Below are 23,486 nucleotides of genomic sequence, written 5' to 3'. Positions count from 1 at the left end.
AGGGCCTCTCACGGCTACTGCTTACCGCACAGCGAGACGACCTTCTGCTCTTCCTCCGAGAGGCTGGGGCCGGGGCTGGGGGTGGGTGCGTTCGTGGTCGGGGGCGTGGACTTCTCCGGAGCCGACGGTGAACCCGACGGGCTGGACGGGTTCGGCGTCGGTGTGGCCTTGGACGTGAAGGAGGCGGGAGTGGTTCCCGTGGTGCCCCCGGCCTCGCCTTCGCCGGTCTTGGAGTTGTTCTTGCTCTCGGCTTCGCGCCGCTGCGCCTCCTTCTTGCACGCGGAGGCCTGCACCGACAGTTCCTGGATCTTCGCCTGGGCGTTCTTGAGCCCGCCCTCGGGGATCGTCTCCTTGACCTGCTTCTGCTGGTAGGGCGGCAGGTACTTGAGTTCGATCTCGGGGTGGTCCTTCTCGACCTTCGAGAGCGAGACCCAGGCCAGGTCCTGGCTGATGCCCCGGTACAGGGCGACGTGCTCGTCCTCGGTGCCGACGTAGTACTGCGTCTGCGTCCAGCGGTATCCGCCGTACAGACCGCCGCCGACGACGGCCAGGGCGAGGGCGCCGTAGAGGGATCTCTTCAGCCAGCGGCCCTTCTTGCGGCGGGGCTTGGTGAAGTCGTCGTCGCCGTAGTCGAAGCCGTCCGCCGGGATGTAGCCGGTGGTGTCGCCGGAGCCGGGCGGGCCGAACTCGCCGCCCCCGCCGCCCCGGCCGTGCCCGTGGCGGCCGAGCCCGGAGGCGCGGCCCGCGGGGGTCTGCATGATGCCGTTGTCGTGCAGCTGGTGCTGGTTCTCCGCGACGGCGCCGACCACGACGGGGGTGTCGGACAGCTGTCCCGCGAGGGTGTCGCCGGTGTCGAGGTCGAGGACGTCGGCGATGATGACCGTGATGTTGTCCGGGCCGCCGCCGCGCAGGGCCAGCTCGATCAGGTTCTGGACGGTCTCCTGCGGGCCCTGGTAGCTGGCGAGGGTGTCCTCCAGCGTCTGGTGGGACACCACGCCCGACAGGCCGTCGGAGCAGATCAGGTAGCGGTCGCCGGCGCGGACCTCGCGGATGGACAGGTCCGGCTCGACGTGGTCGCCCGACCCGAGGGCGCGCATCAGCAGCGAGCGCTGCGGGTGCGTGGTCGCCTCCTCCTCGGTGATGCGGCCCTCGTCGACCAGGCGCTGCACCCAGGTGTGGTCCTGGGTGATCTGGGTGAGGACGCCGTCGCGGAGCAGGTAGGCGCGCGAGTCGCCGACGTGGACCAGGCCGAGGCGCTGGCCCGTCCACAGCAGGGCGGTCAGGGTCGTCCCCATGCCTTCCAGCTGGGGGTCGTCCTCGACCATGGAGCGCAGCTGGTCGTTGGCGCGCTGCACCGCGGTGCCGAGCGAGGTGAGGATGTCGGAGCCGGGGACGTCGTCGTCGAGGGCGACGATGGTGGAGATGGCCTCGGAGGAGGCGACCTCACCGGCCGCCGCGCCGCCCATGCCGTCGGCGATGGCGAGCAGGCGCGGGCCGGCGTATCCGGAGTCCTCGTTGCCCTCCCGGATCATGCCCTTGTGCGATCCGGCCGCGAAGCGCAGTGACAGACTCATGCGCACCTCGCCTGTCGGCTCCGGGTACAGCCGGTCGTGTCGAGCCACACTGCCCACCCTCCGGTCGGGAGCGCGCGGGGGGCCGGGGTGGGGCCCGCCACTGCGTGCTCGCTCCGCTCGCGCCTATCCATGATGTAGCACTACTTCCGCAGCTCGATGACGGTCTTGCCGATGCGGATCGGCGCGCCCAGCGCAATCGGTGTGGGAGTCGTCAGCCGGGACCGGTCCAGGTACGTGCCGTTGGTGGAGCCGAGGTCCTCGACGATCCACTGGCCGTCGCGGTCCGGGTAGATCCTGGCATGGCGGCTGGAGGCGTAGTCGTCGTCCAGCACGATCGTCGAGTCGTGCGCCCGGCCCAGGGTGATGGTCTGGCCTTGGAGCGCGACCGTGGTGCCGGTGAGGGTGCCTTCGGTCACGACCAGCTTGGTGGGGGCGTTACGGCCCCGGCGGCCGCCGGCGGGCTGCTGGCGCTGCTGCGGCGGCGCCTGGCGGGCGGCGGCCTGCTGCTGCCGGCCTGCCTCGCGGCGCGATCCGCGCTGGGTGACGCGCGTACCGAACAGGTCGCTGCGGATGACCTGCACGGCCACGATCACGAACAGCCACAGTACGGCCAGGAAACCCAGCCGCATGACCGTGAGGGTCAGCTCTGACATTGCCCCCGCTTCACCCTTCGGCTTGCCGGTAAATGATGGTGGTGCTGCCCACGACGATCCGCGAGCCGTCGCGGAGCGTAGCGCGGGTGGTGTGCTGCCCGTCCACCACGATGCCGTTGGTGGATCCGAGATCCTGGATCGTCGAGGGCGTTCCGGTCCGGATCTCGCAGTGCCGGCGGGAGACGCCGGGGTCGTCGATCCGCACGTCGGCGTCGGTGCTGCGGCCCAGCACGAGCGTCGCGCGGGAGATCTGGTGGCGTGTGCCGTTGATCTCGATCCAGTGGCGGGTGCGTCCGCCGGCGGCCGGGGGCCGCTGGGCGCCCCCCGCGGGCGGGTAGCCGTACCCGCCGGGGCGGCCGCCGGGCGGCGGCGCGGCCGGCATGGGCGGGGCGCCGGCGGGCGCGGCGGACGGCGGGTAGCCGTAGCCACCGGGGCGTCCGCCCTGCGGGGCGGCGGGCGCGGCGGCGCCGCCTCCCGGGCCGCCCTGCTGGCTGCTGGAGGAGGCGAGCGTACGGCTGCGCACCCGGTACAGGCCGGTGTCGAGGTCGTCCGCCTTCTCCAGGTGCACCTTGATCGGGCCCATGAAGGTGTAGCGCTGCTGCTTGGCGTAGTCGCGCACCATGCCGGCGAGCTCGTCGCCGAGCTGGCCGGAGTAGGGGCTCAGCCGCTCGAAGTCGGGTGTGCTCAGTTCGACGATGAAGTCGTTGGGGACGACCGTGCGGTCGCGGTTCCAGATGGTGGCGTTGTTGTCGCACTCACGCTGGAGAGCTCCCGCGATCTCCACGGGCTGGACCTCGGACTTGAACACCTTGGCGAAGGTGCCGTTGACCAGACCTTCGAGACGCTGCTCGAACTTCTTCAGGACTCCCATGGGGCACCTCCTCCGTCGTTGACGTCCTGTGTACTGCCCGGCGGACCGCTTGGCTGGTACTGCTTACTGATCGTATCCACGCGCCGCTCGATCGGCTGGTTCCCCCTGTCAGCCCCGCCGACGGGTGTCGACGCATGACGAAGTTCCCTGTGGAGCTCGTCTTCGAACTCCTCCGGTGTTACTGCTGCGCGTATCCGCCTCCGGTATGCCTGACAAGGATCGTAGAGGCGGCTGGAGACCAGTGTCCCGCACCCGACTGTGGACCCCGCCCCCTCCTGCGGAGACGGCGGGCACCGGTACGAGGTTGATACGTGAACCGGTACGGGTTGATACGTGGCAGGGACATCGACGGTTCGGCAGGGGGTCTGCCTGCGGGGATAAGGGATGTGAACCCACCCCTTCCAGCGTGCTAATGTTCTGGGTGTCGGAAGGCGCCGGCCCCAACGGGGCAGACGCCCAGGACACACCCAATGCGCGGGTGGCGGAATAGGCAGACGCGCTGGATTCAGGTTCCAGTGCCCGCAAGGGCGTGGGGGTTCAACTCCCCCCTCGCGCACCGTCGGAACGGGCGGCATCGATCAGATGCCGCCCGTTCTTCGTGTGTCCGGATGTGATGGTCGCCTCGGGCCGGGGCCCGGGTTCCGTGCCGTGTGAGGAAGCTCTCAGGCCTGTTCGGCCGGGCCGTCCCCCAGGGTCCGCCCCGGGGCGAAGCGCTCCCGGACGACCGGGTCGTCGAGGAGACGGGGCGGGTAGCCGGGGCCGGTGCGGGCGCTCATGTCCCGCTGGTGCAGGACCTCTCCGCAGGCGGAGCAGACGACCCGGGCCTCGGTGTCATGGCCGCACGGCCGGTGGTGCAGGACCACGGGCGCGCCCCCGTCGCCGGCCAGCCAGCGGTCCCCCCAGGCGTTGATCGCGGCGAGCACGCCGAAGAAGTCGCGGCCCTTGTCCGTGGGCAGGTACTCGTGGCGGACCGGGTCGCTCTGGTAGACGCGCCGGTGCAGCAGGCCCTCGGCCTCCAGGCGCCGCAGCCGGTCGGTGAGGGTGTTGCGGGCGATGCCCAGGGTGTTGATGAAACCGTCGAAGCGGGATTCGCCGTAGAAGACCTCGCGCAGGACCAGGAGGGTCCAGGCGTCGCCCAGGATGTCGGCGGTGCGGGCGATCGAGCAGGGCCAGGTGCCGAACGAGGTTCGTCGCATGGGTTCACTGTAGAAGGCGGGCGCCCTGTCGGTCTCATGACGAGATCGACCATCCCGGCCCGGGCCGCTGTGCGCGCATGCCTGCCGGCTCCGCCGGGCGGCGGCGCAGGGCGAGGGCGGCGGGGACCGTCGCGCAGACCACGGCCAGGAGGGCGCAGACGCCCGCCGTCGCGCCGAGGGCCTGCCACGGGAGGGTGACGGTGGGCGGCGCCGACAACAGGGCGAGGGCGGCCCCCATGCCGGCCAGGTTCACGCCGGTGACCAGCAGGCCGAGCAGGGCCCCGGCCGTGACGGCGGTCAGGGCCTCGGCCGCGGTCAGCCGCAGCACCTGTCGGCGGGTGGCTCCGGCCAGCCGCAGTACGGCCAGGTCGCGGGCCCGGTCGGAGGCCGCCATGACTGTGGTGTTGGCCACGGAGATGCCCGTGTAGATCAGGGCGATTCCGAGGACCAGGAGGACACCGAGACGGGTGGCGCGGTTGGTGTCCGGCTGGGTGGCGCGCAGCCATGCCTCCCGGCTGTGGACCCGGGCGCCTCCCGGGCCGGCCGCCTCGCGCAGGGCGGTGGCCACGGCAGCGGGGGCGGTGCCGTGCTCCGGGGCCACGTCCAGCCGGTCGACCGTGGCGCCCGGGGCGTTGCGCGGGGTGACGTAGACGCCGTTGCCGCCCGTGCCGGTGGGCATCACCGCGGCGATGCGGAGGGTGCGCGGGGTTCCGTCGCCCAGCCAGATCCGGACGCGGTCGCCGACCCGGTGCCGTTGCCACTCCTCGTTGACGATGACCGAGTCGTCGTCGAGGTCGCTCACCCTGCCGGCGCTGAGCGGCAGTCGGATGGTGGCCGCCAGGTCGCGGGCGGTCGCGGCGCGGGCCTCGGAGCGGATCAGGGCCACTTCGTCCTCCAGGACGTGCACGGCCGTCGAGGAGGTCGCTGAGATCCGCGCGCCCGGCACGGCACGCAGCCTGTCCAGGGTGGCGGCGTCGAAGCCCTGCCCGGTGGCGGGGGTGACGACGAAGGCGGCGGTGGTGCGTTCGCTCGTCTCGGTGGACTTCGCCCGGTTCAGGGTCGCGGTGGCGCCCAGGAGTGAACCGGCGAGCGCGACCGTGACGAGGACGGGGGCCGCGAGGGCGGCGGTGCGGCGTACCGCGGTGACGGTGTTCTCGCGGACCAGGGTGCCCAGGGCCGAGGGCAGGCAGGTCAGCAGGCGGGTGAGGGGACGCAGGACGAGGGGGGCGAGCAGGGCCGCCGCCGTGATCAGCAGCATGGGGCGGCTGATGTACGTCTTGCGGTGGAGCAGGTCGCCCGGGTCGGTAGTGAGGGACAGGGCCAGGGTCGCGGCGGCGGTGAGCAGGAGGACCGTGCCGCAGACCAGGCGGCCAGGGGTGAGCGGCCTGCTCAGATCCAACAGCGCCATCGCCCGCGAACTGGTCGTCTCCGAGGCGGCCGTGGGCAAGCACGTCTCCGGCATCCTCACCAAGTTGGACCTGCCCCCCCCGCCGACGCCACCCACCGCCGGGTGCTGGCCGTGCTGGCGTATCTGCGGGCCTGAGGAAGGGTGTGCGCGAGCTCGAGGGGGCGCGTCCGCGGGCCTGACGGGGCGACAGCGCCGCCCTTAGGGTGCGCGCATGACGCTGCAACTTGTACAGGTGAACTTCAAGGCCCGGGACGACTCGGCGCTCGGCCGGTTCTGGGCCGACGTGCTCGGCTGGGGCGTTTCCAGCGAGGGACCCGGGGTCACCAACCTGGAACCGGTGGGCTTCGACTGGCCGGACCCGTCCGCCGTCTGCGTCGATCTCGTCCGCGTCCCGGACCCGGAGTCGGTGCGGTACCGCGTCCATCTCGAACTCGCCACCACCTCCGACGCCCATCAGGCGGAGCTCGTCGCACGTCTGAAGGACCTCGGGGCGACGCCCGTCGACCCGGGCCCGGGCGACGCGCCGTGGACGGTGCTGGCCGACCCGGAGGGCAACGTGTTCAGCGTTCTGGAGCCGCGGGAGCTGTACCGGGACACCGGGCCCATCGCCGCCGTGGTCGTCGACTGCGCCGACCCGCGGGCCATGGTCCGGTTCTGGGGCGAGGCGATCGACTGGACCGTCCATGAACTGACCGACGAGCGCGCCCTGCTGCGCTCCTCCCAGGGCGTCGGGCCGTACCTGGAGTTCCGCCGTACGCCGGACGACCGGGTCATCACCAGTCGCGTCCACCTCGACGTCAGGCCCGACCCGATCGAGGACCAGGCGAAGGAGGTCGTCCGGCTCGAAGGACTCGGCGCGACACGGGCCGATGTGGGGCAGGGCGACGTCCCCTGGGTCGTCCTGGCCGACCCGGAGGGCAACGAGTTCTGCGTCCTGGGCCGGGGCTGACGAGGACTCCGGCCGCCGCCTCTTCGCGCGGCGGTACGGCGGTGCGCACACCCGTACGGGACGACCCGGGAAGCACTTCCAAGAGCCGTGCGGATCAAGCACGTTGTATTAAAACCAGCGAGTTGGTTTCATTGCGTCGCCATCAGAGCCCTGCAGGGGAGCCACGGGTGACCAAACAGGACCGGGCCGTCCGGACCCGTCTCGCGCTGATCCGTTCCGCGGCCGAGCAGTTCGAGGCCCGGGGATACGTCCGGGCCTGCCTGGCGCAGATCAGCGCGGGCGCCGGCGTCAGCTCCGGCGCGCTGCACTTCCACTTCGCCAACAAGGCCGCCGTCGCCGAGGCCGTCGAGCACGAGGCCGCCGGTGCCCTGCGTACGGCGGCGGGGCACGGCCGGGACGCCGACGGCAGCGCCCTGCAGCGGCTGGTGGACGTCACCCACCACGTCGCCCGGCTGCTGTGCGCCGACGTGGTGGTGCGGGCCGGGCTGCGGCTGAACGCCGAGGAGTACGGCGGGCGGACGAGGGACCTGCGCCGGGAATGGCGGGAGTGCGTGCAGGGGCTGCTGGCCGAGGCGGAGGGGCGGGGTGAACTCGCCGCCGGGGTGACACCGCAGCGCACCAGCGCGGTCGTCCTCGCCGCCACGACCGGCATCGAGGTCCTGGCCCGGGAGGACCAGGGCTGGCTCGCCCGGCCCTCGCTGACCGATCTGTGGCGCCTGCTGCTGCCGTGCCTCGCGGCACCGCGCCTGGTCGCGGCGTTGGACCCGGCGGGGAGCGGACCGACGGCGAGTGGAACGCCGGTGAGCGGGGCAGTGGCGGGTGGGGCGGCCAAGGCGGAGCCGGTGGGGAGCGGGGCGGATGCTCCGGGCGTCCCTGCTCAGGCGTACGCAGTGGGGCTCGCGCTGCGGTAGAGCGGGGCGGACGCGCCGGGCGTGCGGGTTCAGGCGGGGGCTCGCGCTGCGGTAGGGAACACCTCCGGCCGAGCGCGTCACTCGCTGGACTGCGAGCGAAACAAACCGGATGACAAGTTTTTCCGGGGCGCTGATCGCACGATGGTCTCCCAGCCTTCGGACCGAGGAGCGATGAGCCATGACCCAGCCCGCCTGCCCCTTCCTGTCGATCGACCCGTCCGGTCAGGACCTCTACGGCGAGATATCCCGCATCCGCGCACAGGGCCCGGCCGTGGAGGTCGAACTCCCCGGCGGCGTACGGGCGTGGTGGATCAACGGCCTGGAGCTGAACAAACGGCTCCTGGCAGGCCCCGAGACGAGCAAGGACGCCTTCCAGCACTGGCCGGCCTGGATCAACGGGGACATCTCCCGCACCTGGCCGCTCGCCATCTGGGTCTCGGTGCGCAACATGGTCACCGCTTATGGCTCCGACCACAGCCGGTTGCGCAAACCGATGGCCGCCGCCTTCACCAAACGCCGCGTCGACGCGCTGCTGCCCCGCGTCCAGCAGATCGTCGACCGGGCGCTGGACGCGCTGGAGCGCGTCCCGGAAGGCGAAGTCGTCGACCTGCGGGCGGCGTTCGCGGCGCCCGTCCCGCACGAGGTGGTGTGCGAACTCTTCGGCGTACCGCACGGCGCGGACGGCCCGCGCGCGGACCTCTACCGCATCATCAACCGCTTCTTCGACACGGCCATCTCCCTGGAGGACGCCCAGGCCAACGCCGTCGACCTCTACGGCACGCTGACGGCGTTCCTCCAGCACAAGCGCGAGCACCCGGCGGACGACCTGACGACGGCGCTGATCGCCGCGCGCGACGAAGGCGCTCTCAGCGAGCAGGAGTTGATGGACAACCTGATCCTGCTGCTCACCGCGGGCTTCGAGACGACGGTCAACCTCATCGACAACACCGTGCACAGCCTGCTCGCCCACCCCGAGCAGCTCGACCTCGTCCGCTCCGGGCGGGCGACCTGGGGGGACGCCCTGGAGGAGTCGCTGCGCTTCGAGGCGCCGGGTGCCATGTCGGGCCTGCGCTACGCCGTGGAGGACATCGAGATCGAGCCGGGCCTGACCATCCCCAAGGGCGACCCGCTGGTGGTCTCCTTCGCCGGTGCCGGGCGCGACCCCGAGCGGCACGGGCCCGACGCCGAGCGGTTCGACCTCACCCGCGGCACCAGCCGCGACCACGTGTCCTTCGGCCACGGGGTGCACCACTGCCTGGGCCGGCCCTTGGCCATGGCCGAGGCGACCGTGGCCCTGACGTCGCTGTTCGCGCGCTTCCCGCGGCTGGCCCTGGCCGACCCGTCGCGTCCGCCGAAGCGGCTGCGGTCCATCATCTCCACCGGCCACGAGGAACTGCCGGTGCTGTTGCACGGCCCGGGCCCGCGCCCGGAGGGACTCCAGCGGGAGCCGGAGCCGGTGCCGGAGTGATCAGGCGACCTTCCGGCCCCGGAGGAACGCGCGGTACCAGGGCACCGCGCGGGGGAAGGCTGCCGCGAACCCGTCACCGGGCGAGCAGTCGAAGGCCTTCCAGAACGTGTCGTCCACGAACCAGTGGTCGACCGTGAGCATGCCGAGGTGATGCAGGGCGTGGGGTGACCCGGCGGCCCGGTCGAGGGCGGTGGCGACGTCCATGGCCGCGCCGCCGCCCGGCTCCCCCAGCTCGCGGGACACGGTCGCCAGCAGGTCCGGCACCGCCACCGGCTCGGGGTGACCGACGTGGTGCACACCGCCGCCGGATGCCGGGGCGAGCGCGGCGGCCACCACCGCACGGCCCAGGGTGTCGACGTCGATCATCGACTGGAGCGCCTCGCAGCCGGTCAGGGTGGCCGACAGTTCGTTCATCAGCGACACCAGCCCGGGGATCACCCAGCGGTCGCCCTCGCCGTACACGAGGTGCGGGCGCAGGACCAGTCCGCCCGCGTCGAGGACGTGGCGTTCGGCGGCGGCCCGGGTGCGGCTGGTGGGTGAGGCGGGCGCGATCGGCACCTCCCCGGGGCGCACACCACGGAAGGGGCCCCGGCCGTGCACGGCTGCCGTACTGACGTACACGATCCGGCGCACTCCGGCGCGCACGGCCTCCTCGACCAGGGCACGGGTGCCGTGGTCGTTGACCGCCTCGACGGTCTCGGCGTCGCCGCCGACCCGCGTGGCGCAGTGCACCAGGACGTCGGTGTCGGCGCACACGCCGCGCAGGGAGGGCGGGGCGCACAGGTCGCCGTGCACGTACTCGGGTCCGTGCGGTGCGTGCCGGGACAACAGGCGTACGCCGACGCCCGGTTGCCGCTGCGCCGTGGCGGCGACCCGGCCGCCGACGAAGCCGCTCGCGCCCGTGATCAGAATCTTGAGCGTCACGACAGGGACCGTACCCGCACGGGGCGGGCGGAGGTCAGGTCGGCGGTGAAGACCGGCTCGCCGTCCTGCCGCCCCGACACCCGTACGGTCACCTCCCCGGGGCGCTCGTCGAAGACCTCGGTCTCGATCCGGCACGGGCTGTGCAGCTCGGCGTAGCGGGCGAATTCCGCGGTCATCCGGAGCGGCAGGAACGGGTGCAGGCCTGACGCGGCGGTCGCGGCCTGGCGGGCCGCCTCGAACAGCACCATGCCGGGGACGTGGTCGTTGGGCCGCGGGAAGAGGACCGGGTGACCGGTGTCGACGCGCAGGTGCCAGACGCCGGGTCGGTCGCCGGGAGCGAGGACGACGTCCTCGGCGCGGGCCCGGCCCGCGGTCCGCGGGGCTATGCCCGCCGGGAGCGGCACCGGTATGTCGAAGGCGTTCAGTCTGCCCGCGCGCAGGCGGCGGTAGGCGCGCGGCGGGGTGCAGCCGGTGCTTCCGGTGCCGCGGGCGACGAGTCGTCCCGCGCGGCGGAACTCCATCGTGGTGCGCATGCTGCGCAGCCCGCGGCCGCGGCGGTGCACCTCGGAGCACACGACGTCGAACTCGACCGGTTCGGCGGCATCCGCGAGCAGGAGTGCGGCCGGGTCGACGTGGACCGTCAGGTCCCACATGACGAAGTGCGTGTCGGCCGGGGCGCCGAACTCGGCGTGCGCCAGCACCATCGAGGCCTGCCGCAACGTTTCGCCCACGATCATCGGATCCTGGTGGCGGTCGTCCACGGGGCCGAAGAAGGGGTGGTCGGCCGGCCAGTGCCCCGTGAAGTGGAAGCGGCTGTCGGAGATTCGGCTCCACCGGGCGGGGAAGACGTCCGTCTCATTGGTGCGATGGGCGAGTTCCGGGGTGACGACGGCGGTGGGGGAGCGGAGGGTGGGGCGTTCGGTGGCCGGTTGTGCTTCGGTGGTGGGGCTCGGTGGCATGGGCTCGTTCGCTGATGAGGGGGCCGACGGGGCCGAGAGGGCTGACGGGGGTGTGCCGGCCGCTGCCGGTACCGCCGGTGCCCGCCGCTCTCGGAGGGCGGTGTTCTGTGGCGTGTTCTCGACGGTCGTAGCCGTTGCGTTTGCCGGAGTGCCCTCACGTCCGGTCTGATCCTCCGTGAGTGGGCCTAAAGGCCCTGTCTGCGGCATGAGAACCCCCAGATCGGCTGCCTGGCCGCGATCGGCGCCTGACTAAGATACGGACGAGCCGGTTTTTTTCAAAGGGTGAGCCAAGCCGCTGGAACAGGCTCTCGCGCCCTCGCCCCACAGCGACTTCACAGGGATCGACGGAGATCAGGAGGCATCCGATGGCGCGACAGGAGCGCGCGATCCGCACCCGGCGGACCATCCTGGAGGCGGCAGCGGCCGTCTTCGACGAACGCGGCTACACCTCGGCGACCATCGGCGAGATCCTCGACCGGGCCGGCGTCACCAAGGGCGCACTGTACTTCCACTTCGGTTCCAAGGAAGAGCTGGCGTTGGGGGTGTTCGAGGAGCAGCTCGCGATCACGCTCCCGCCGCAGACCAGCAAGCTCCAGGAACTCGTCGACTCCGGTCTGGTGATGGCCCGCCGGCTGCGGTCCGAACCGCTGGTGCGGGCCAGTGTGGGGCTAGCCCTCGACCAGGGGGCCATGGACCTCGACCGCACCCCGGCCTTCCGGATGTGGATCGACCAGAACACGCAGATGCTGGGCGAGGCGAAGACGCGGGGCGAACTGCTCCAACACGTCGACGTGGCGGAGACGGCCGAGCTGCTGGTCGGCAGCTTCTCCGGGGTGCAGCTGCTGTCCCAGCTGCGCTGCCAGCGGCAGGATCTGGAGCGCCGTGTCGTGGTGCTGTTCGAGCACTTCCTGCCCAGTATCACGGTGCCGGCGGTGCTGGCCCGGCTCGACATCTCCGTGGACCGGGCCGAGCGGGTGCTGGCGCAGGTCCTGACGGAGGAGAGCGCGGCCGTGCCGGCCGGGGCCCCCGTGCCCGCGCAGACGTCCGTGGCCTCGGGGGCGTGAGCACTGCCGCGAGGCCCCGCAGGACCGGCTACGGCTCGGTGCGAGCTGTCCACAGGCGTGGAGTTGTCCACAGGGTCTGACGCGTTTCGGCCGCCGGTTGTACGGTCGGCATGAGTTGATGTTCGTGCGCGTGCGGGGGAGGCGGTCGGGATGACCAGGGCTGGAGCTCAGGACGAGAGCGGGACCACGGCCGAGTACGGGGCGCCCCGCAGGCTGCCCCGGGTACGCGGCTTCGCCGAGTGGCCGGCCGCCGGTTCCCCCAAGGACGAGGGCAAGGCCCTGCGCAAGCGGATCCCCCGCGGCGCCCACGCCTCGCTCGACCTGGACGCCTCCCGGCCCGACGCGGTGAGCGCCGTCGAGGAGTCGGGCCGCGGGCGGCTGCCCGAGCTGACCCCGATCCGGGTCGGGCGCATGGCCGCCAACCCGTTCGCGTTCCTGCGCGGCTCGGCGGGACTCATGGCGTACGACCTCGCGCGCACGCCGATCACGAAGATCCGGGCCCAGCTCTGCGGTGACGCCCACGCGGCCAACTTCGGCCTGTACGGCGACGCCCGCGGCGGTCTGGTCATCGACCTGAACGACTTCGACGAGACGGTGCCCGGCCCGTGGGAGTGGGACCTCAAGCGCCTCGCGGCCTCCCTGGTGCTCGCGGGCCGGGTGGCGGGCGCCGACGAGGACCAGTGCCGCAAGGCGGCGTACGACGCGGCGGGTGCCTACCGCAGGACCATGCGGTTCCTGGCCAGGCTCCCGGTCCTGGAGGCGTGGAACGCCATCGCCGACGAGGAGCTCGTCTCCCACACCGACGCCCATGACCTGCTCGGCACGCTGGAGCGCGTCTCCGAGAAGGCCCGCCACAACACCAGCGGCCGCTTCGCCGCCAAGTCGACCGAGGCCACCGAGGACGGCGGGCGCCGCTTCGTCGACGCGCCACCCGTGCTGCGGCGCGTCCCGGACGCCGAGGCCGCGGCGGTGGCGGCGTCCCTGGAGGAGTACCTCGGCACGCTGCAGGAGGACCGACTGCCGCTCCTCGCCCGGTACGCGGTGCAGGACGTGGCCTTCCGCGTCGTCGGCACGGGCAGCGTCGGCACCCGGTCCTATGTCGTGCTGCTCCTGGACCACCGGGGCGAGCCGCTGGTGCTCCAGGTGAAGGAGGCGCGGGCGTCGGCGCTGGTGCCGCATCTGGCGACGGCCGGTTTCGAGACGCCGGCGGCCGGTCACGAGGGTCGGCGGGTCGTCCTGGGCCAGAAGCGGATGCAGGTCGTGAGTGACAACCTGCTGGGCTGGACGACGGTCGGCGGGCTGCCCTTCCAGGTCCGCCAGTTCCGCAACCGCAAGGGCAGCGTCGATCCGGCCGCCCTGGCCGCCGATCAGCTGGACGATTACGGCCGCATGACCGGCGCCCTCCTGGCCCGGGCGCACGCGCACAGCGCCGACCCGCGGCTCATCGCCGGGTACTGCGGGAAGAACGAGAAGCTGGACGAGGCCATGGCGGCCTTCGCCGTGGCCTACGCGGACCGGACGGAGGCGGACCACGCGGATCTGCTGGCGGGGGTGAAGGCGGGGAAGGTGGCGGCGGAGCTGGGGGTGTAGGGCCGCGAGGGCCCGCGGGCCCGGTCCTGGTCCCGTCCGGGGCCGAGAGCGTCGGCGACAGGTCGTGCCGCGCGTTCCGGGCCGTTCTCCTCCGGAGCGTGGGCGCGGACGGTGTGTCCCCTAGGCTGGTCGGGTGACGACCCCGGAAGCTGAGCAGGATGGTGGCGACGCCGCCCGGCCCGAGGCGCGGCTGGAGCGGGCCGTGCGGGCCGCCGAGCAGGCGTTGATCGAGTACGAGATCGCCGTGGAGACCTTCCGCGTCGAGGTCGAGAACTTCTCCCGGCTGCACGAACAGAAGCTCGGCCCGCTGTACGCCCGGCTCGAGGAACTGGACGCCCGGATCCTGGAGGCCAGAGCCGCCCGCAGCGGCGACCCCGCGGACCGGCAGCGGGCGGAGGAGGCCAGGGCACGGCTCGCCCCGATCCCCGGCGTCGAGGAACTGCTGCACGGCTGGATGGACGGCGGCGGTCTGTTTCCCGAGGCGTCGGCGATGCTCACGGACCAGCCGGTCCGGCCTCCGCAGCGGGTCCGCCCCAGCGAGGAGGCCCGCAAGCTGTACCGCGACCTGGCCCGCAAGGCCCACCCGGACCTGGCGCAGGAGGAGAAGGAACGCCTGCGGCGCGAGGAGTTCATCACACGGGTCAATGCCGCCTATGCCCGCGGCGACGAGAAGGAGCTGCGGGAGCTCGCCGCGGAATGGGCCGAGGGACCCGAGCTGAAGCGGGGCCCGAGCCGCGCCGAGGAGCTCTACGCCCGCCTCGAGTGGCTCGCCCAGCGCAAGGAGCTGCTCGGGCTGCTCGCCCGGGAACTCGAGGACAGCGCCATCGGCCACATGCTGCAACTGGCCCCCGACGACCCGGACCGGCTCCTGGACGAGATCGGGCAGGGGCTGCTCGCCCAGGTCACCGAGCGGGAGACGGAGCTGGCCGCGCTGCTCGGCGAGGGTGAGGGCCAGGGCTGAGGCTCGGGACCGAGCGGAGAAGGACCATGGCCGCGGCCGGGTCCCGGGTCGGCAGGAGTCGGCACGAGGGGGCAGGGCCGAGCCGTGCCCGGGCCGGTGTCGTGGCCGGGTCGGGTAGCGTCGGGCGCATGAGTTTTGGAGCTGGTGTGCCCACGGTCGCGGTCGCGGACCTCAAGGACGGTGACTTCCTGCTGGACGTCCGGGAGGACGACGAGTGGAAGGCCGGCCATGCCGCAGGGGCGCTGCACATCCCGATCAGCGAGTTCGTCGCCCGGTACGGCGAGCTGACCGAGGCCGCCCCGCAGGACGGCCGCGTCCATGTGATCTGCCGTTCGGGCGGCCGGTCCGCCCAGGTCACGATGTACCTGGCCCAGCAGGGCGTCGACGCCGTGAACGTGGACGGCGGCATGCAGGTGTGGGAGGCGGCGGGCCGTCCCGTCGTGACGGACGACGGGCAGCAGGGGTTCGTCCTCTAGGGATCCCTGACCAGGGGTGCTTGTCAGCGCCAGCCGACCGGGGGCTCTGGCCAGGGGCCTCGACGGATCCGGCCGTCGGGATCAGGCGGGCGGGTGGGTGGCCAGGAGGTCGCCCAGGGCCTCCTCGTGTGCCGCGGCCGGGCCGAGTGACAGTTCCAGGTGCTTGGCCCAGGCGTGGTAGCGGTGCAGGGGGTAGTCCACGTCGGCGCCGAAGCCGCCGTGCAGGTGCTGCGCGGTCTGCACGACCCGGCGGACTCCCTCTGCCGCCCAGATCTTGGCGACGGCCACGTCCCCGGCCGCGGGCAGCGGGCCCGGGGCCCCCGAGGCGATGCGCCACGCGGCCTGCCACAGCGTGGCCTCCATCGCGCGCAGGTCGATGTAGCGGTCGGCGGCCTGCACGGCGACGGCCTGGAAGGTCGCGATCGGGAAGCCGAACTGCTCCCGCTTGCCCGTGTACTCCCCGGTCATCCGCAGCACGCGCTCCCCGAGCCCGAGCGCCAGCGCGCACGTCCCGGTGGCCAGCAGGTCCCGCAGCCACTCCCACGCCCCGTCGGCGTCGATCACGTCCCGGGGCGCGAGCCGTGCCAACTCCAGGCGCAGCTCGCCGAGCCGCTCGCCGCTGGTGGAGACCTGCTCCGCCAGCAGCACGCCCTCGTGCCCGCGCGGCACCAGGCCCAGTACGGTCCGGCCGGTTGCGGTGTGCGCCGGGACGAGCGTGACGTCGGCGTCGTAGGCCCACGGCACCGCCGTCTGCACCCCGTCCAGCACCCAGCCGCCGCCGTCCTGCCGGGCGGTCACGGACTGCTCGGCGGGGTCGTGGCCCGTGCGGCCGTGCGCGGCGACCGTCAGCACGGTCTCGCCGCGGCCGGCCCGGGCGAGCAGGTCAGCCTTCGCCTCCTCCCCGCCGAAGGCCTGGACGGTCGCGGCCGCCGCGCTGCTCTCCAGCAGGGGCACCCTGGCCAGTACCCGTGCCGACTCCCGCAGCACCAGGCACAGCGCGATGGCGTCCAGGCCGGCCCCGCCGTATCGGGTGTCGAGCAGCAGGCTCAGCAGGTCGGCGTCGGCGAGCCTGCCCCACAGGGCGCGGTCGCAGGTCTCGGCGACGGCGCCCGGGGTGAGGGCCGGGCTGGGCACGGCGTCGGGGGCGACCCCGGCGAACACGCCCTTCGCCGCCTCGGCCGCCGCCTGCTGCTCCTCGGTGAAGGTGAAGTCCACGGTGCCTGTCCTCCCGGCGGGGTCCCGTTGAGCTGACGGGGCGTCAAGATAGAACAGGTTCTAGAAGAAGGGAATGGGTGTACGGGCGGGCGCCGTAGGGTGTCACTCCTGTCGGCGACCGGCCGGGGCGCCCTGTGGATAACCTGCGGGGGTCCCCTGTGGACCAGGGGGACAGCGGCTCCAGGGCCGTCGCACTCGCCGTACGGTCGTCCTCCGGTGTGGCGACGGCCACTGCGGGAGGGGCGGGCAGGGGCTGTGCGCGGATGGGTGTCCTGAGTACCGTGCCGGTGCCGATGCCGCGCGGTGCCGCGCGGGCGGTACGACGCCCTCGCGGCCGGCCGGGCGGACGGAACGACGGACCGGGATCGTGGAACGGGGCGGAATGGACGCGTACGACGAGGGCTCGACCGCCCGGCACGGCCCGGACGCGCCGAGCACCCCGACCCCGCCCGCTGGGCACGAGGCACCAGTGGACCCGTCCGGGCCGGTCGAGCCGTTCGGGACGGACGGGCAGCGCCTGCCGTACCCGCCCCGTGAACCCCGTACCGGCATCGCCGCGCTCTCCCTGCGCTATCAGGTCGGTGTCGCCCTGGCCCTCGCGGTCGTGGCCATCGGCGTGTGTGTGCATCTCGGGATGACGTTCCTGCACGTCGCGCCGGCGAACACGGTCACCAGGGCGCACGGCAAGGCCGTCGACGACTGGATCTATCCGGAGTTCGAACAGAACTGGAAACTCTTCGCGCCGAACCCGTTGCAGCAGAACATCTCGATCCAGGTCCGTGCCGGAGTGCGCGGGCCGGACGGCATGACGCTGACCACCGGCTGGTACGACCTGTCCGCCGAGGACGGCAGGGCCATCGACGGCAATCTGCTGCCCAGCCACACCCAGCAGAACGAGCTGCGCCGGGCCTGGGACTTCTTCGTCGCGACGCATGACGGCGAGAACCGTCCGATGGGGCTGCGCGGCGCGCTCTCCGAGGCGTATCTGCGCCGGATCATGGTGCTGCGCCTCACCGACGACGACGCGGTACGGGCCGCGACCGGGGGTGCCGGGGTCATCGAACGGGTGCAGGTGCGCTCCCGGACCAGCAACGTGCCGCCGCCCCCGTGGAGCCGGGAGAAGGTCTCCACGACACCGTCCTACCGCGAGCTGCCGTGGTGGAAGGTGGCGCGGGACGAGGCCGAGGGAGGGGTGCGGTGAACCGCTTCTCGCTGGCCGTCTCGGGCGGTATCGCCCGGGTCACCGAGGCGGCCCTGGGCCCTTACCAGACGGCCGTGGTCCGTATCGGCTTCAGCGCCACCTGGCTGTTGTTCCTGCTCCGCGAACTCCCCCACCGGCACGAGCTGTACGGTCCCGACGGCCCCTGGAGCTGGGATCTCGCCCAGCAGCTGATCGGAGACAACGGCTCCTTCACCGTCCTGATGTGGTCGGACGGCCGGGTCTGGTTCGAGATCGTCTACGCGCTCGCGGTCCTCTCCAGCGCGCTGCTGATGCTGGGCTGGCGCACCCGCACCATGTCGCTGCTGTTCATGGCCGGGGTGCTGTCGCTGCAGAACCGCAGTGTCTTCATGGGCGACGGCGGCGACAACGTGCTGCACCTGATGTCGATCTACCTGGTGTTCACCCGCTGCGCCCAGGTGTGGTCGCTCGACGCCCGGCGGGCCCTGCGGGACCGGGCGGCCCGCGCGCGGGGCGAGCGGGTCACGGACCGGACCGGGCCGCTGCTGTGGGGCGGGCTCGGGTTCGTGCTCGTCGCGGTCACCCTGGCCGGCCGGATGCAGGGTGACTGGCTGATACCGGTCCTGCTGTGGACGGTGTGGGTGGTGCTGGGCCTGTGGTGGCTGGTGGGACGCCGGGCCAGGACCGGTGAGCCGCGGGTCCTGCTGGACGTCGTGGCGAACATCGTGCACAACGGGGCACTGCTCGTCATCATGGCGGAGGCGTGCCTGATCTACGCGACGGCCGGCTGGTACAAGGTCCAGGGATCGCGCTGGCAGGACGGCACGGCGGTGTACTACCCGCTTCACCTGGAGTATTTCTCGCCCTGGCCGGGACTGGCGGACCTGCTGTCCGCCAGCGGCACGATGGTGATGCTGGTGACCTACGGGACGGTCCTCGTCCAGGTCGCCTTCCCGTTCACGCTGTTCAACCGGCGGGTGAAGAACGTCCTGCTGGCCGTCATGATCACCGAGCACGCCGTGATCGCCGTGGTCCTCGGACTGCCGTTCTTCTCGCTGGCGATGATCGCGGCGGACGCCGTGTTCCTGCCGACGGGCTTCCTGCGCCGGCTGGGCGGCCGGGCGGTGCGCGTGCGGGACCGGCTGCGGCGCCGGGGCGGGCGTGCGCGGCTGCCCGGGCAGCGCACCAGCGAGAGCCCGGAGGCCACGCACGTAGGCTTCGGGGCATGACCGACCCCGTGACCACCTGGCACCGGCTCGCCGGTGACGCCGTCCTGCTGGACGGGTTCCACGCGCTCAAGCACGCGCTGCGCTTCGGCGCCGAGGTGCCGGTGGCGGTCACGGCGGACCGGGCGGCCGCGCTGGCCCTCGCCGACGAACTGGCCCCGGACGTGCGGGACGTGCTGGCCGGGCTGCTGAGCGAGGTGCCGCACGAGACGTACGCGTCGTGCGTGCCGCGCCCGCATCCCACGGCGGTGGCTGCCCTCGCGGTACGGCCGTCCCGGGAGTCGAGCCTCGCCCGGCTCGCGCACACCCCGCGCACGGCCCCGGTCGTGGTCCTCGACAACCCGCGCAACCTCGGCAACGCGGGGGCGGTGATCCGTCTGGCCGCCGGCTTCGGGGCGACCGGTGTGGTGACGACGGGCACGGTCGACCCCTGGCACGCGACGGTCGTACGCGGCGGGGCGGGGCTGCACTTCGCGACGGCGGTGGAACGCCTGACGGTCGACGAGCTGCCCGCCGGCCCGGTGTTCGCGCTCGACCCCGAGGGTGACGACATCCGGGGCGTCGAGCTCCCGGACGACGCCGTCCTCGTGTTCGGCTCGGAGCGCACGGGCCTGTCACCCGAACTCCGCGCCCGAGCCGACCACCTGCTGTCCCTGCCGATGCGTCCCCAGGTCAGCAGCTACAACCTGGCGACGAGCGTGGCGATGACGCTTTACCACTGGAGCGCGGGTTCTGGAGCGCCCCTGTAGGGGCGCGGGGAACTGCGCGAACCACCACGAACAACCGGCACTCGCGCACTCACCGCACCCCCCGGCTCCTATGCGTCCCTGCGCACCTCGACCACCCGGAACCGGTTGGCCACGAACGCCCCGTCGCACAGCGCCGCACTGGCGGCCGGATTCCCACCGGACCCGTGGAAGTCGGAGAACGCCGCCGTCTGGTTCACGTACACCCCGCCCGTGAGGTTCAGCGACAGCTGCGCCGCCTCCTCCAGGCAGACCTCCTGCACGGTCTGCTCGACCTCAGGGTCGGTCGTGTACGCCCCGACGGTCATCGCGCCCTTCTCACGGACGGTCCGCCGCAGCAGCTCCGCCGCGTCCTCGGCGGAGTCGACGGCCACGGCGAAGGACACCGGCCCGAAGCACTCGCTCATGTACGCGGCCTCGTCGTCCGGCTTGGCCCCGTCCAGCTTGACGATCACCGGCGTACGGACGACCGCACCCGGGAAGTCCGGGTTGGTGATCTCGCGGGAGGCCAGGGCGACTTCGCCCAGCCCCGCGGCGGCCTCCAGGCGGGCCTTCACGTCCGGGTTGACGATCGCGCCGAGCAGCGCGTTCGCCCGTGCGTCGTCGCCGAGCAGCCCGTCCACCGCCTTGGCGAGATCGGCGACGACCTCGTCGTAGGACTTGGGGCCCTGGTCCGTGGAGATGCCCTCGCGCGGGACTAGGAGGTTCTGCGGGGTCGTGCACATCTGGCCGCTGTAGAGGGACAGCGAGAAGGCCAGGTTGGAGAGCATGCCCTTGTAGTCGGACGTGGAGTGGACGACGACGGTGTTGACGCCGGCCTTCTCCGTGTACACCTGCGCCTGACGGGCGTTGGCCTCCAGCCAGTCACCGAACTCGGTCGAGCCCGTGTAGTCGATGATGCGGATCTCGGGGCGCAGCGCGAGCGTCTTGGCGATGCCCTCGCCGGGGCGCTCGGCGGCCAGCGCCACCAGGTTCGGGTCGAAGCCGGCCTCGGCGAGCACCTCGCGCGCGACCTGCACGGTGAGGGCGAGCGGCAGCACCGCGCGCGGGTGCGGCTTGACCAGGACCGCGTTGCCGGTGGCGAGGGAGGCGAACAGGCCCGGGTAGCCGTTCCACGTCGGGAAGGTGTTGCAGCCGATCATCAGGGCGATGCCGCGCGGGACCGGCGTGAACTGCTTGTTCATCGCCAGCGGGTCGCGCTTGCCCTGCGGCTTGGTCCACTCGGCGTTGTCGGGCGTGCGCACCTGCTCCACATAGGCGTAGGCCACCGCCTCCAGGCCGCGGTCCTGCGCGTGGGGTCCGCCCGCCTGGAACGCCATCATGAAGGCCTGGCCGGAGGTGTGCATGACGGCGTGCGCGAACTCGTGGGTCCGGTCGCTGATGCGCTTGAGGATCTCCAGGCAGACCACCGCGCGCTGCTCCGCGCCCGCGTCACGCCAGGCGCGCTGGCCGGCCTTCATGGCGGGCAGCAGCACGTCGAGGTCCGCGTGCGGGTACGTCACGCCCAGGTCGACGCCGTACGGGGACGTCTCGCCGCCCACCCAGTCGTCCGTCCCGGGCTGGCCGAGGTCGAGGCGGGAGCCGAGCAGGGCGTCGAAGGCGGCCTTGCCCGCTGCCGCGTCCAGGCTGCCGTTCTCCCCGTAGGCCTTGGGGTGCTCGGGGTGCGGGGACCAGTAGGCGCGCGTACGGATCGCTTCCAGCGCCTGGTCGAGGGTGGACCGGTGCCGGGCGATCAGCTCGTGCGCCGAGAGTGCGGCGGTCATGGGTGACCAACTCCTCGTCTCAAGAACTCTTCGTCGAGTTCATGACCTGGGCAGAAACCTGGGCAGGAACACTCGGACAGGGCTAGAGTAACCGAACGATCGGTCGGTTCAAGGGGGTCCGCCGCATCTGTGGAAAACCCCGTGCGGGAGGATCGCGCACATGACAGCACTCGACCTCAGCAGCCCCGTGGCCGTCGTCGGCACCGGCACCATGGGCCAGGGAATCGCCCAGGTCGCGCTGGTCGCGGGCCACCCCGTCCGGCTGTACGACACCGTCCCCGGACGGGCCCGGGCGGCGGCCGACGCGATCGGCGCACGTCTGGACCGGCTCGTCGAGAAGGAGCGGCTCACCGGCCCCGAGCGGGACGCCGCCCGCGCCCGGCTGCTGCCCGCCGGGACCCTCGCGGAGCTCGCGGACTGCGCCCTGGTCATCGAGGCCGTCCTGGAGCGGCTGGACGTCAAGCAGGAACTGTTCGGCGAGCTGGAGGGCATCGTCTCCGACGACTGCCTGCTCGCCACCAACACCTCGTCGCTGTCCGTCACCGCCATCGGCGGCGCCCTGCGCGTCCCGGGCCGGTTCGTGGGCCTGCACTTCTTCAACCCGGCGCCCCTGCTGCCGCTCGTCGAGGTCGTCTCCGGGTTCGCCACCGACGTCACCCATGCCACGCGCGCGTACGAGACCGCCCGTGCCTGGGGCAAGACACCGGTCGCCTGCGCGGACACCCCTGGCTTCATCGTCAACCGCATCGCCCGGCCCTTCTACGCCGAGGCCTTCGCGGTGTACGAGTCCCAGGGCGCCGATCCCGCCACCATCGACGCCGTGCTGCGCGAGTCGGGCGGCTTCCGGATGGGCGCGTTCGAGCTGACCGACCTGATCGGCCAGGACGTCAACGAGTCGGTCACCCGGTCGGTCTGGGAGTCCTTCTTCCAGGACGTGCGCTTCACGCCGTCCCTCGCCCAGCGGCGCCTGGTCGAGTCCGGCCGGCTCGGCCGCAAGACCGGCCACGGCTGGTACGACCACGGTGACGGCGCCGAGCGCCCCGAACCGGACACCGCCGAGAAGCGGCAGCCGCCCGCCTACGTCGTCGCCGAGGGCGACCTGGGGCCGGCCGCCGAGCTGCTCGCGCTGATCCGTGAGGCCGGCATCCCGGTCCGCGACGAGGACGAGGACAGCGGCAGCCGCCTGGTGCTGCCGAGCGGCGGGCAGCTCGCCCTCGCCGACGGGCAGACCTCGGTGGAGTTCCGCGACGTCGTCTACTTCGACCTCGCGCTGGACTACCGCGCGGCCACCCGGGTCGCCCTGTCCGCCTCCCAGGACACCTCCCCGCAGACCCTGTCCGAGGCCATCGGCCTCTTTCAGGCGCTCGGCAAGCAGGTCAGTGTCATCGGCGACGTGCCGGGCATGATCGTCGCCCGTACGGTGGCGCGGATCATCGACCTGGCGCACGACGCGGTCGCCAAGGGCGTCGCCACCGAGGAGGACATCGACACCGCGATGCGCCTCGGTGTCAACTACCCCCTCGGTCCCTTCGAGTGGAGCCGTCGTCTCGGCCGCTCCTGGGCCTACGCGCTGCTGGACGACCTGCACCTGAGGGACCCCTCGGGGCGCTACGCACCCTCCCTGGCGCTGTACCGCCACGCCCACGCCTCCGACAAGCGGGAGGGGACCGCCCCATGACGACCGCCAAGCGCGACACCTACACCCCGGACACCCTGCTGTCCGTCGCCGTCCAGGTGTTCAACGAGCGCGGCTACGACGGCACCTCCATGGAGCACCTCTCCAAGGCGGCCGGCATCTCCAAGTCGTCGATCTACCACCATGTGACCGGCAAGGAGGAGTTGTTGCGCCGGGCCGTGGACCGGGCTCTGGACGGGCTGTTCGGGATCCTCGACGAGGAGCACGCGCGCGTGGGGCGCGCCTCGGACCGTCTGGAGTACGTCGTCCGGCGCATGGTCGAGGTGCTGATCACCGAACTGCCCTACGTGACCCTGCTGCTGCGGGTGCGCGGCAACACCGACACCGAGCGGTGGGCCCTGGAGCGGCGCCGCGACTTCGACCACCGGGTCGCCGACCTGCTCAAGGCGGCCGCGGCGGACGGGGACGTGCGCGCCGACATAGAGGTCCGGCTGGTGACCCGGCTGGTCTTCGGCATGATCAACTCGATCGTCGAGTGGTACCGCCCGGACGGCCGCGGCATGAGCGAACGCGAGGTGGCCGACGCGGTGGTGCAGCTGGCCTTCGGGGGTCTGCGCAAGGCCGAGTGAATGCCTGGGATTCGGGGGGTGCGCAAGGCCGAGTGAATGCCTGGGCTTCGGGGGCCTGCGCAAGGCCGAGTGAATGCCTGGGCTTCG

The 23,486-nt window shown here is 72.5% G+C and carries 20 protein-coding genes, 1 tRNA gene and 2 pseudogenes; 14 read left to right on the top strand and 9 right to left on the bottom strand.

Annotated features, from left to right (window positions below; all coding sequences use genetic code 11):
* Positions 1-14 precede the first annotated feature (14 nt).
* The 3 genes from ACFZDI_RS22975 to ACFZDI_RS22965 all read right to left on the bottom strand — a co-directional run bounded on the left by ACFZDI_RS22975 (position 15) and on the right by ACFZDI_RS22965 (position 3,098).
* Entirely contained in the window at positions 15-1,574 is a 1,560-nt protein-coding gene (locus ACFZDI_RS22975) for a Stp1/IreP family PP2C-type Ser/Thr phosphatase (RefSeq protein WP_391252851.1), read from the bottom strand.
* Between the two features lie 140 nt (positions 1,575-1,714).
* A complete protein-coding gene (locus ACFZDI_RS22970; protein WP_033309926.1) occupies positions 1,715-2,227 on the bottom strand; it encodes an FHA domain-containing protein in 513 nt (170 codons plus the stop codon).
* 10 nt (positions 2,228-2,237) lie between these two features.
* The gene (locus ACFZDI_RS22965; RefSeq protein WP_391252848.1) at positions 2,238-3,098 is read right to left on the bottom strand and encodes an FhaA domain-containing protein; all 861 of its coding nucleotides are present in this window, start codon (positions 3,096-3,098) and stop codon (positions 2,238-2,240) included.
* A 472-nt stretch (positions 3,099-3,570) separates the two neighbouring features.
* Here ACFZDI_RS22965 and ACFZDI_RS22960 point away from each other — a divergent pair.
* A tRNA-Leu gene (locus tag ACFZDI_RS22960) sits at positions 3,571-3,654 on the top strand.
* Between the two features lie 106 nt (positions 3,655-3,760).
* Here ACFZDI_RS22960 and ACFZDI_RS22955 read toward each other — a convergent pair.
* Positions 3,761-4,294, bottom strand: coding sequence for a winged helix-turn-helix transcriptional regulator (locus ACFZDI_RS22955; protein ID WP_391252846.1), 534 nt, complete (start codon positions 4,292-4,294; stop codon positions 3,761-3,763).
* 34 nt (positions 4,295-4,328) lie between these two features.
* Positions 4,329-5,684, bottom strand: a pseudogene (locus tag ACFZDI_RS22950) (ABC transporter permease); the annotation flags it as partial.
* 1 nt (position 5,685) lies between these two features.
* Between ACFZDI_RS22950 and ACFZDI_RS22945 the strand changes: the two are divergent.
* The 4 genes and pseudogenes from ACFZDI_RS22945 to ACFZDI_RS22930 all read left to right on the top strand — a co-directional run.
* Positions 5,686-5,837, top strand: a pseudogene (locus ACFZDI_RS22945) (DNA-binding response regulator); the annotation flags it as partial.
* A 76-nt stretch (positions 5,838-5,913) separates the two neighbouring features.
* On the top strand, positions 5,914-6,651 hold the full coding sequence (locus ACFZDI_RS22940; protein WP_391252844.1) for a VOC family protein: 738 nt from the start codon (positions 5,914-5,916) through the stop codon (positions 6,649-6,651).
* A 167-nt stretch (positions 6,652-6,818) separates the two neighbouring features.
* Entirely contained in the window at positions 6,819-7,562 is a 744-nt protein-coding gene (locus ACFZDI_RS22935) for a ScbR family autoregulator-binding transcription factor (RefSeq protein WP_391252842.1), read from the top strand.
* Between the two features lie 178 nt (positions 7,563-7,740).
* Positions 7,741-9,030: a cytochrome P450 gene (locus ACFZDI_RS22930; protein WP_391252840.1), complete on the top strand. Its 1,290-nt coding sequence runs from the start codon at positions 7,741-7,743 to the stop codon at positions 9,028-9,030.
* On the opposite strand, the gene ACFZDI_RS22925 is transcribed toward ACFZDI_RS22930, so the two are convergent.
* Positions 9,031-9,954 (bottom strand): NAD-dependent epimerase/dehydratase family protein, encoded by a 924-nt coding sequence (locus tag ACFZDI_RS22925; protein ID WP_391252838.1) that lies wholly within the window; start codon positions 9,952-9,954, stop codon positions 9,031-9,033. It abuts the gene before it with no gap.
* Positions 9,951-10,913, bottom strand: coding sequence for a ScbA/BarX family gamma-butyrolactone biosynthesis protein (locus ACFZDI_RS22920; RefSeq protein ID WP_391252836.1), 963 nt, complete (start codon positions 10,911-10,913; stop codon positions 9,951-9,953). The genes ACFZDI_RS22925 and ACFZDI_RS22920 overlap by 4 nt, the downstream gene beginning before the upstream one ends.
* A gap of 365 nt (positions 10,914-11,278) precedes the next feature.
* Between ACFZDI_RS22920 and ACFZDI_RS22915 the strand changes: the two genes are divergently transcribed.
* The 4 genes from ACFZDI_RS22915 (at position 11,279) to ACFZDI_RS22900 (ending at position 15,004) form a co-directional block, all read left to right on the top strand.
* Positions 11,279-11,977, top strand: coding sequence for a ScbR family autoregulator-binding transcription factor (locus ACFZDI_RS22915; protein ID WP_234847397.1), 699 nt, complete (start codon positions 11,279-11,281; stop codon positions 11,975-11,977).
* Positions 11,978-12,127: 150 nt separating this feature from the next.
* Complete coding sequence (locus tag ACFZDI_RS22910; RefSeq protein WP_391252833.1) at positions 12,128-13,567, top strand: DUF2252 family protein; 1,440 nt, start codon at positions 12,128-12,130, stop codon at positions 13,565-13,567.
* Between the two features lie 133 nt (positions 13,568-13,700).
* On the top strand, positions 13,701-14,528 hold the full coding sequence (locus ACFZDI_RS22905) for a hypothetical protein (protein WP_234847395.1): 828 nt from the start codon (positions 13,701-13,703) through the stop codon (positions 14,526-14,528).
* Between the two features lie 146 nt (positions 14,529-14,674).
* A complete protein-coding gene (locus ACFZDI_RS22900) occupies positions 14,675-15,004 on the top strand; it encodes a rhodanese-like domain-containing protein (protein WP_053670196.1) in 330 nt (109 codons plus the stop codon).
* Positions 15,005-15,085: 81 nt separating this feature from the next.
* Here the strand turns inward: ACFZDI_RS22900 and ACFZDI_RS22895 are convergent, their stop codons facing one another.
* Positions 15,086-16,219, bottom strand: a complete 1,134-nt coding sequence (locus ACFZDI_RS22895) for an acyl-CoA dehydrogenase family protein (RefSeq protein ID WP_391252831.1) — start codon at positions 16,217-16,219, stop codon at positions 15,086-15,088.
* Positions 16,220-16,601: 382 nt separating this feature from the next.
* On the opposite strand from ACFZDI_RS22895, the gene ACFZDI_RS22890 reads away from it, so the two are divergent.
* Genes ACFZDI_RS22890 through ACFZDI_RS22880 form a run of 3 tightly spaced genes read left to right on the top strand, consistent with a single transcriptional unit; the run spans position 16,602 to position 19,374 of the window.
* On the top strand, positions 16,602-17,420 hold the full coding sequence (locus ACFZDI_RS22890; RefSeq protein WP_234847413.1) for a DUF5819 family protein: 819 nt from the start codon (positions 16,602-16,604) through the stop codon (positions 17,418-17,420).
* On the top strand, positions 17,417-18,628 hold the full coding sequence (locus ACFZDI_RS22885) for an HTTM domain-containing protein (RefSeq protein WP_391252829.1): 1,212 nt from the start codon (positions 17,417-17,419) through the stop codon (positions 18,626-18,628). The genes ACFZDI_RS22890 and ACFZDI_RS22885 overlap by 4 nt, the downstream gene beginning before the upstream one ends.
* Positions 18,625-19,374, top strand: a complete 750-nt coding sequence (locus ACFZDI_RS22880; RefSeq protein ID WP_391252827.1) for a TrmH family RNA methyltransferase — start codon at positions 18,625-18,627, stop codon at positions 19,372-19,374. Before ACFZDI_RS22885 ends, ACFZDI_RS22880 begins: the two co-directional genes overlap by 4 nt.
* A 68-nt stretch (positions 19,375-19,442) precedes the next feature.
* On the opposite strand, the gene paaN is transcribed toward ACFZDI_RS22880, so the two are convergent.
* Entirely contained in the window at positions 19,443-21,134 is a 1,692-nt protein-coding gene (gene paaN / locus ACFZDI_RS22875) for a phenylacetic acid degradation protein PaaN (protein ID WP_234847391.1), read from the bottom strand.
* 160 nt (positions 21,135-21,294) lie between these two features.
* On the opposite strand from paaN, the gene ACFZDI_RS22870 reads away from it, so the two are divergent.
* A complete protein-coding gene (locus tag ACFZDI_RS22870) occupies positions 21,295-22,812 on the top strand; it encodes a 3-hydroxyacyl-CoA dehydrogenase (RefSeq protein WP_391252824.1) in 1,518 nt (505 codons plus the stop codon).
* The gene (locus ACFZDI_RS22865; RefSeq protein WP_234847389.1) at positions 22,809-23,399 is read left to right on the top strand and encodes a TetR/AcrR family transcriptional regulator; all 591 of its coding nucleotides are present in this window, start codon (positions 22,809-22,811) and stop codon (positions 23,397-23,399) included. The genes ACFZDI_RS22870 and ACFZDI_RS22865 overlap by 4 nt, the downstream gene beginning before the upstream one ends.
* The last annotated feature ends 87 nt before the right edge of the window (positions 23,400-23,486 follow it).

This window comes from Streptomyces sp. NPDC007907 (assembly GCF_042959365.1).
GTDB classification, from domain to species: domain Bacteria; phylum Actinomycetota; class Actinomycetes; order Streptomycetales; family Streptomycetaceae; genus Streptomyces; species Streptomyces indiaensis.
Note: the sequence above shows the minus strand (reverse complement) of the source record. Positions and strands in the feature narration are given on the sequence as shown.

Coding starts and splice junctions, on each gene's coding strand:
- ACFZDI_RS22910 (WP_391252833.1), top strand. CDS start 12,128: ATGACCAGGGCTGGAGCTCAGGACGAGAGCGGGACCACGGCCGAGTAC.
- ACFZDI_RS22920 (WP_391252836.1), bottom strand. CDS start 10,913: ATGCCACCGAGCCCCACCACCGAAGCACAACCGGCCACCGAACGCCCC.
- ACFZDI_RS22940 (WP_391252844.1), top strand. CDS start 5,914: ATGACGCTGCAACTTGTACAGGTGAACTTCAAGGCCCGGGACGACTCG.
- ACFZDI_RS22975 (WP_391252851.1), bottom strand. CDS start 1,574: ATGAGTCTGTCACTGCGCTTCGCGGCCGGATCGCACAAGGGCATGATC.
- ACFZDI_RS22880 (WP_391252827.1), top strand. CDS start 18,625: ATGACCGACCCCGTGACCACCTGGCACCGGCTCGCCGGTGACGCCGTC.
- ACFZDI_RS22865 (WP_234847389.1), top strand. CDS start 22,809: ATGACGACCGCCAAGCGCGACACCTACACCCCGGACACCCTGCTGTCC.
- ACFZDI_RS22870 (WP_391252824.1), top strand. CDS start 21,295: ATGACAGCACTCGACCTCAGCAGCCCCGTGGCCGTCGTCGGCACCGGC.
- ACFZDI_RS22930 (WP_391252840.1), top strand. CDS start 7,741: ATGACCCAGCCCGCCTGCCCCTTCCTGTCGATCGACCCGTCCGGTCAG.
- ACFZDI_RS22965 (WP_391252848.1), bottom strand. CDS start 3,098: ATGGGAGTCCTGAAGAAGTTCGAGCAGCGTCTCGAAGGTCTGGTCAAC.
- ACFZDI_RS22970 (WP_033309926.1), bottom strand. CDS start 2,227: ATGTCAGAGCTGACCCTCACGGTCATGCGGCTGGGTTTCCTGGCCGTA.
- paaN (WP_234847391.1), bottom strand. CDS start 21,134: ATGACCGCCGCACTCTCGGCGCACGAGCTGATCGCCCGGCACCGGTCC.
- ACFZDI_RS22955 (WP_391252846.1), bottom strand. CDS start 4,294: ATGCGACGAACCTCGTTCGGCACCTGGCCCTGCTCGATCGCCCGCACC.
- ACFZDI_RS22915 (WP_234847397.1), top strand. CDS start 11,279: ATGGCGCGACAGGAGCGCGCGATCCGCACCCGGCGGACCATCCTGGAG.
- ACFZDI_RS22890 (WP_234847413.1), top strand. CDS start 16,602: ATGGACGCGTACGACGAGGGCTCGACCGCCCGGCACGGCCCGGACGCG.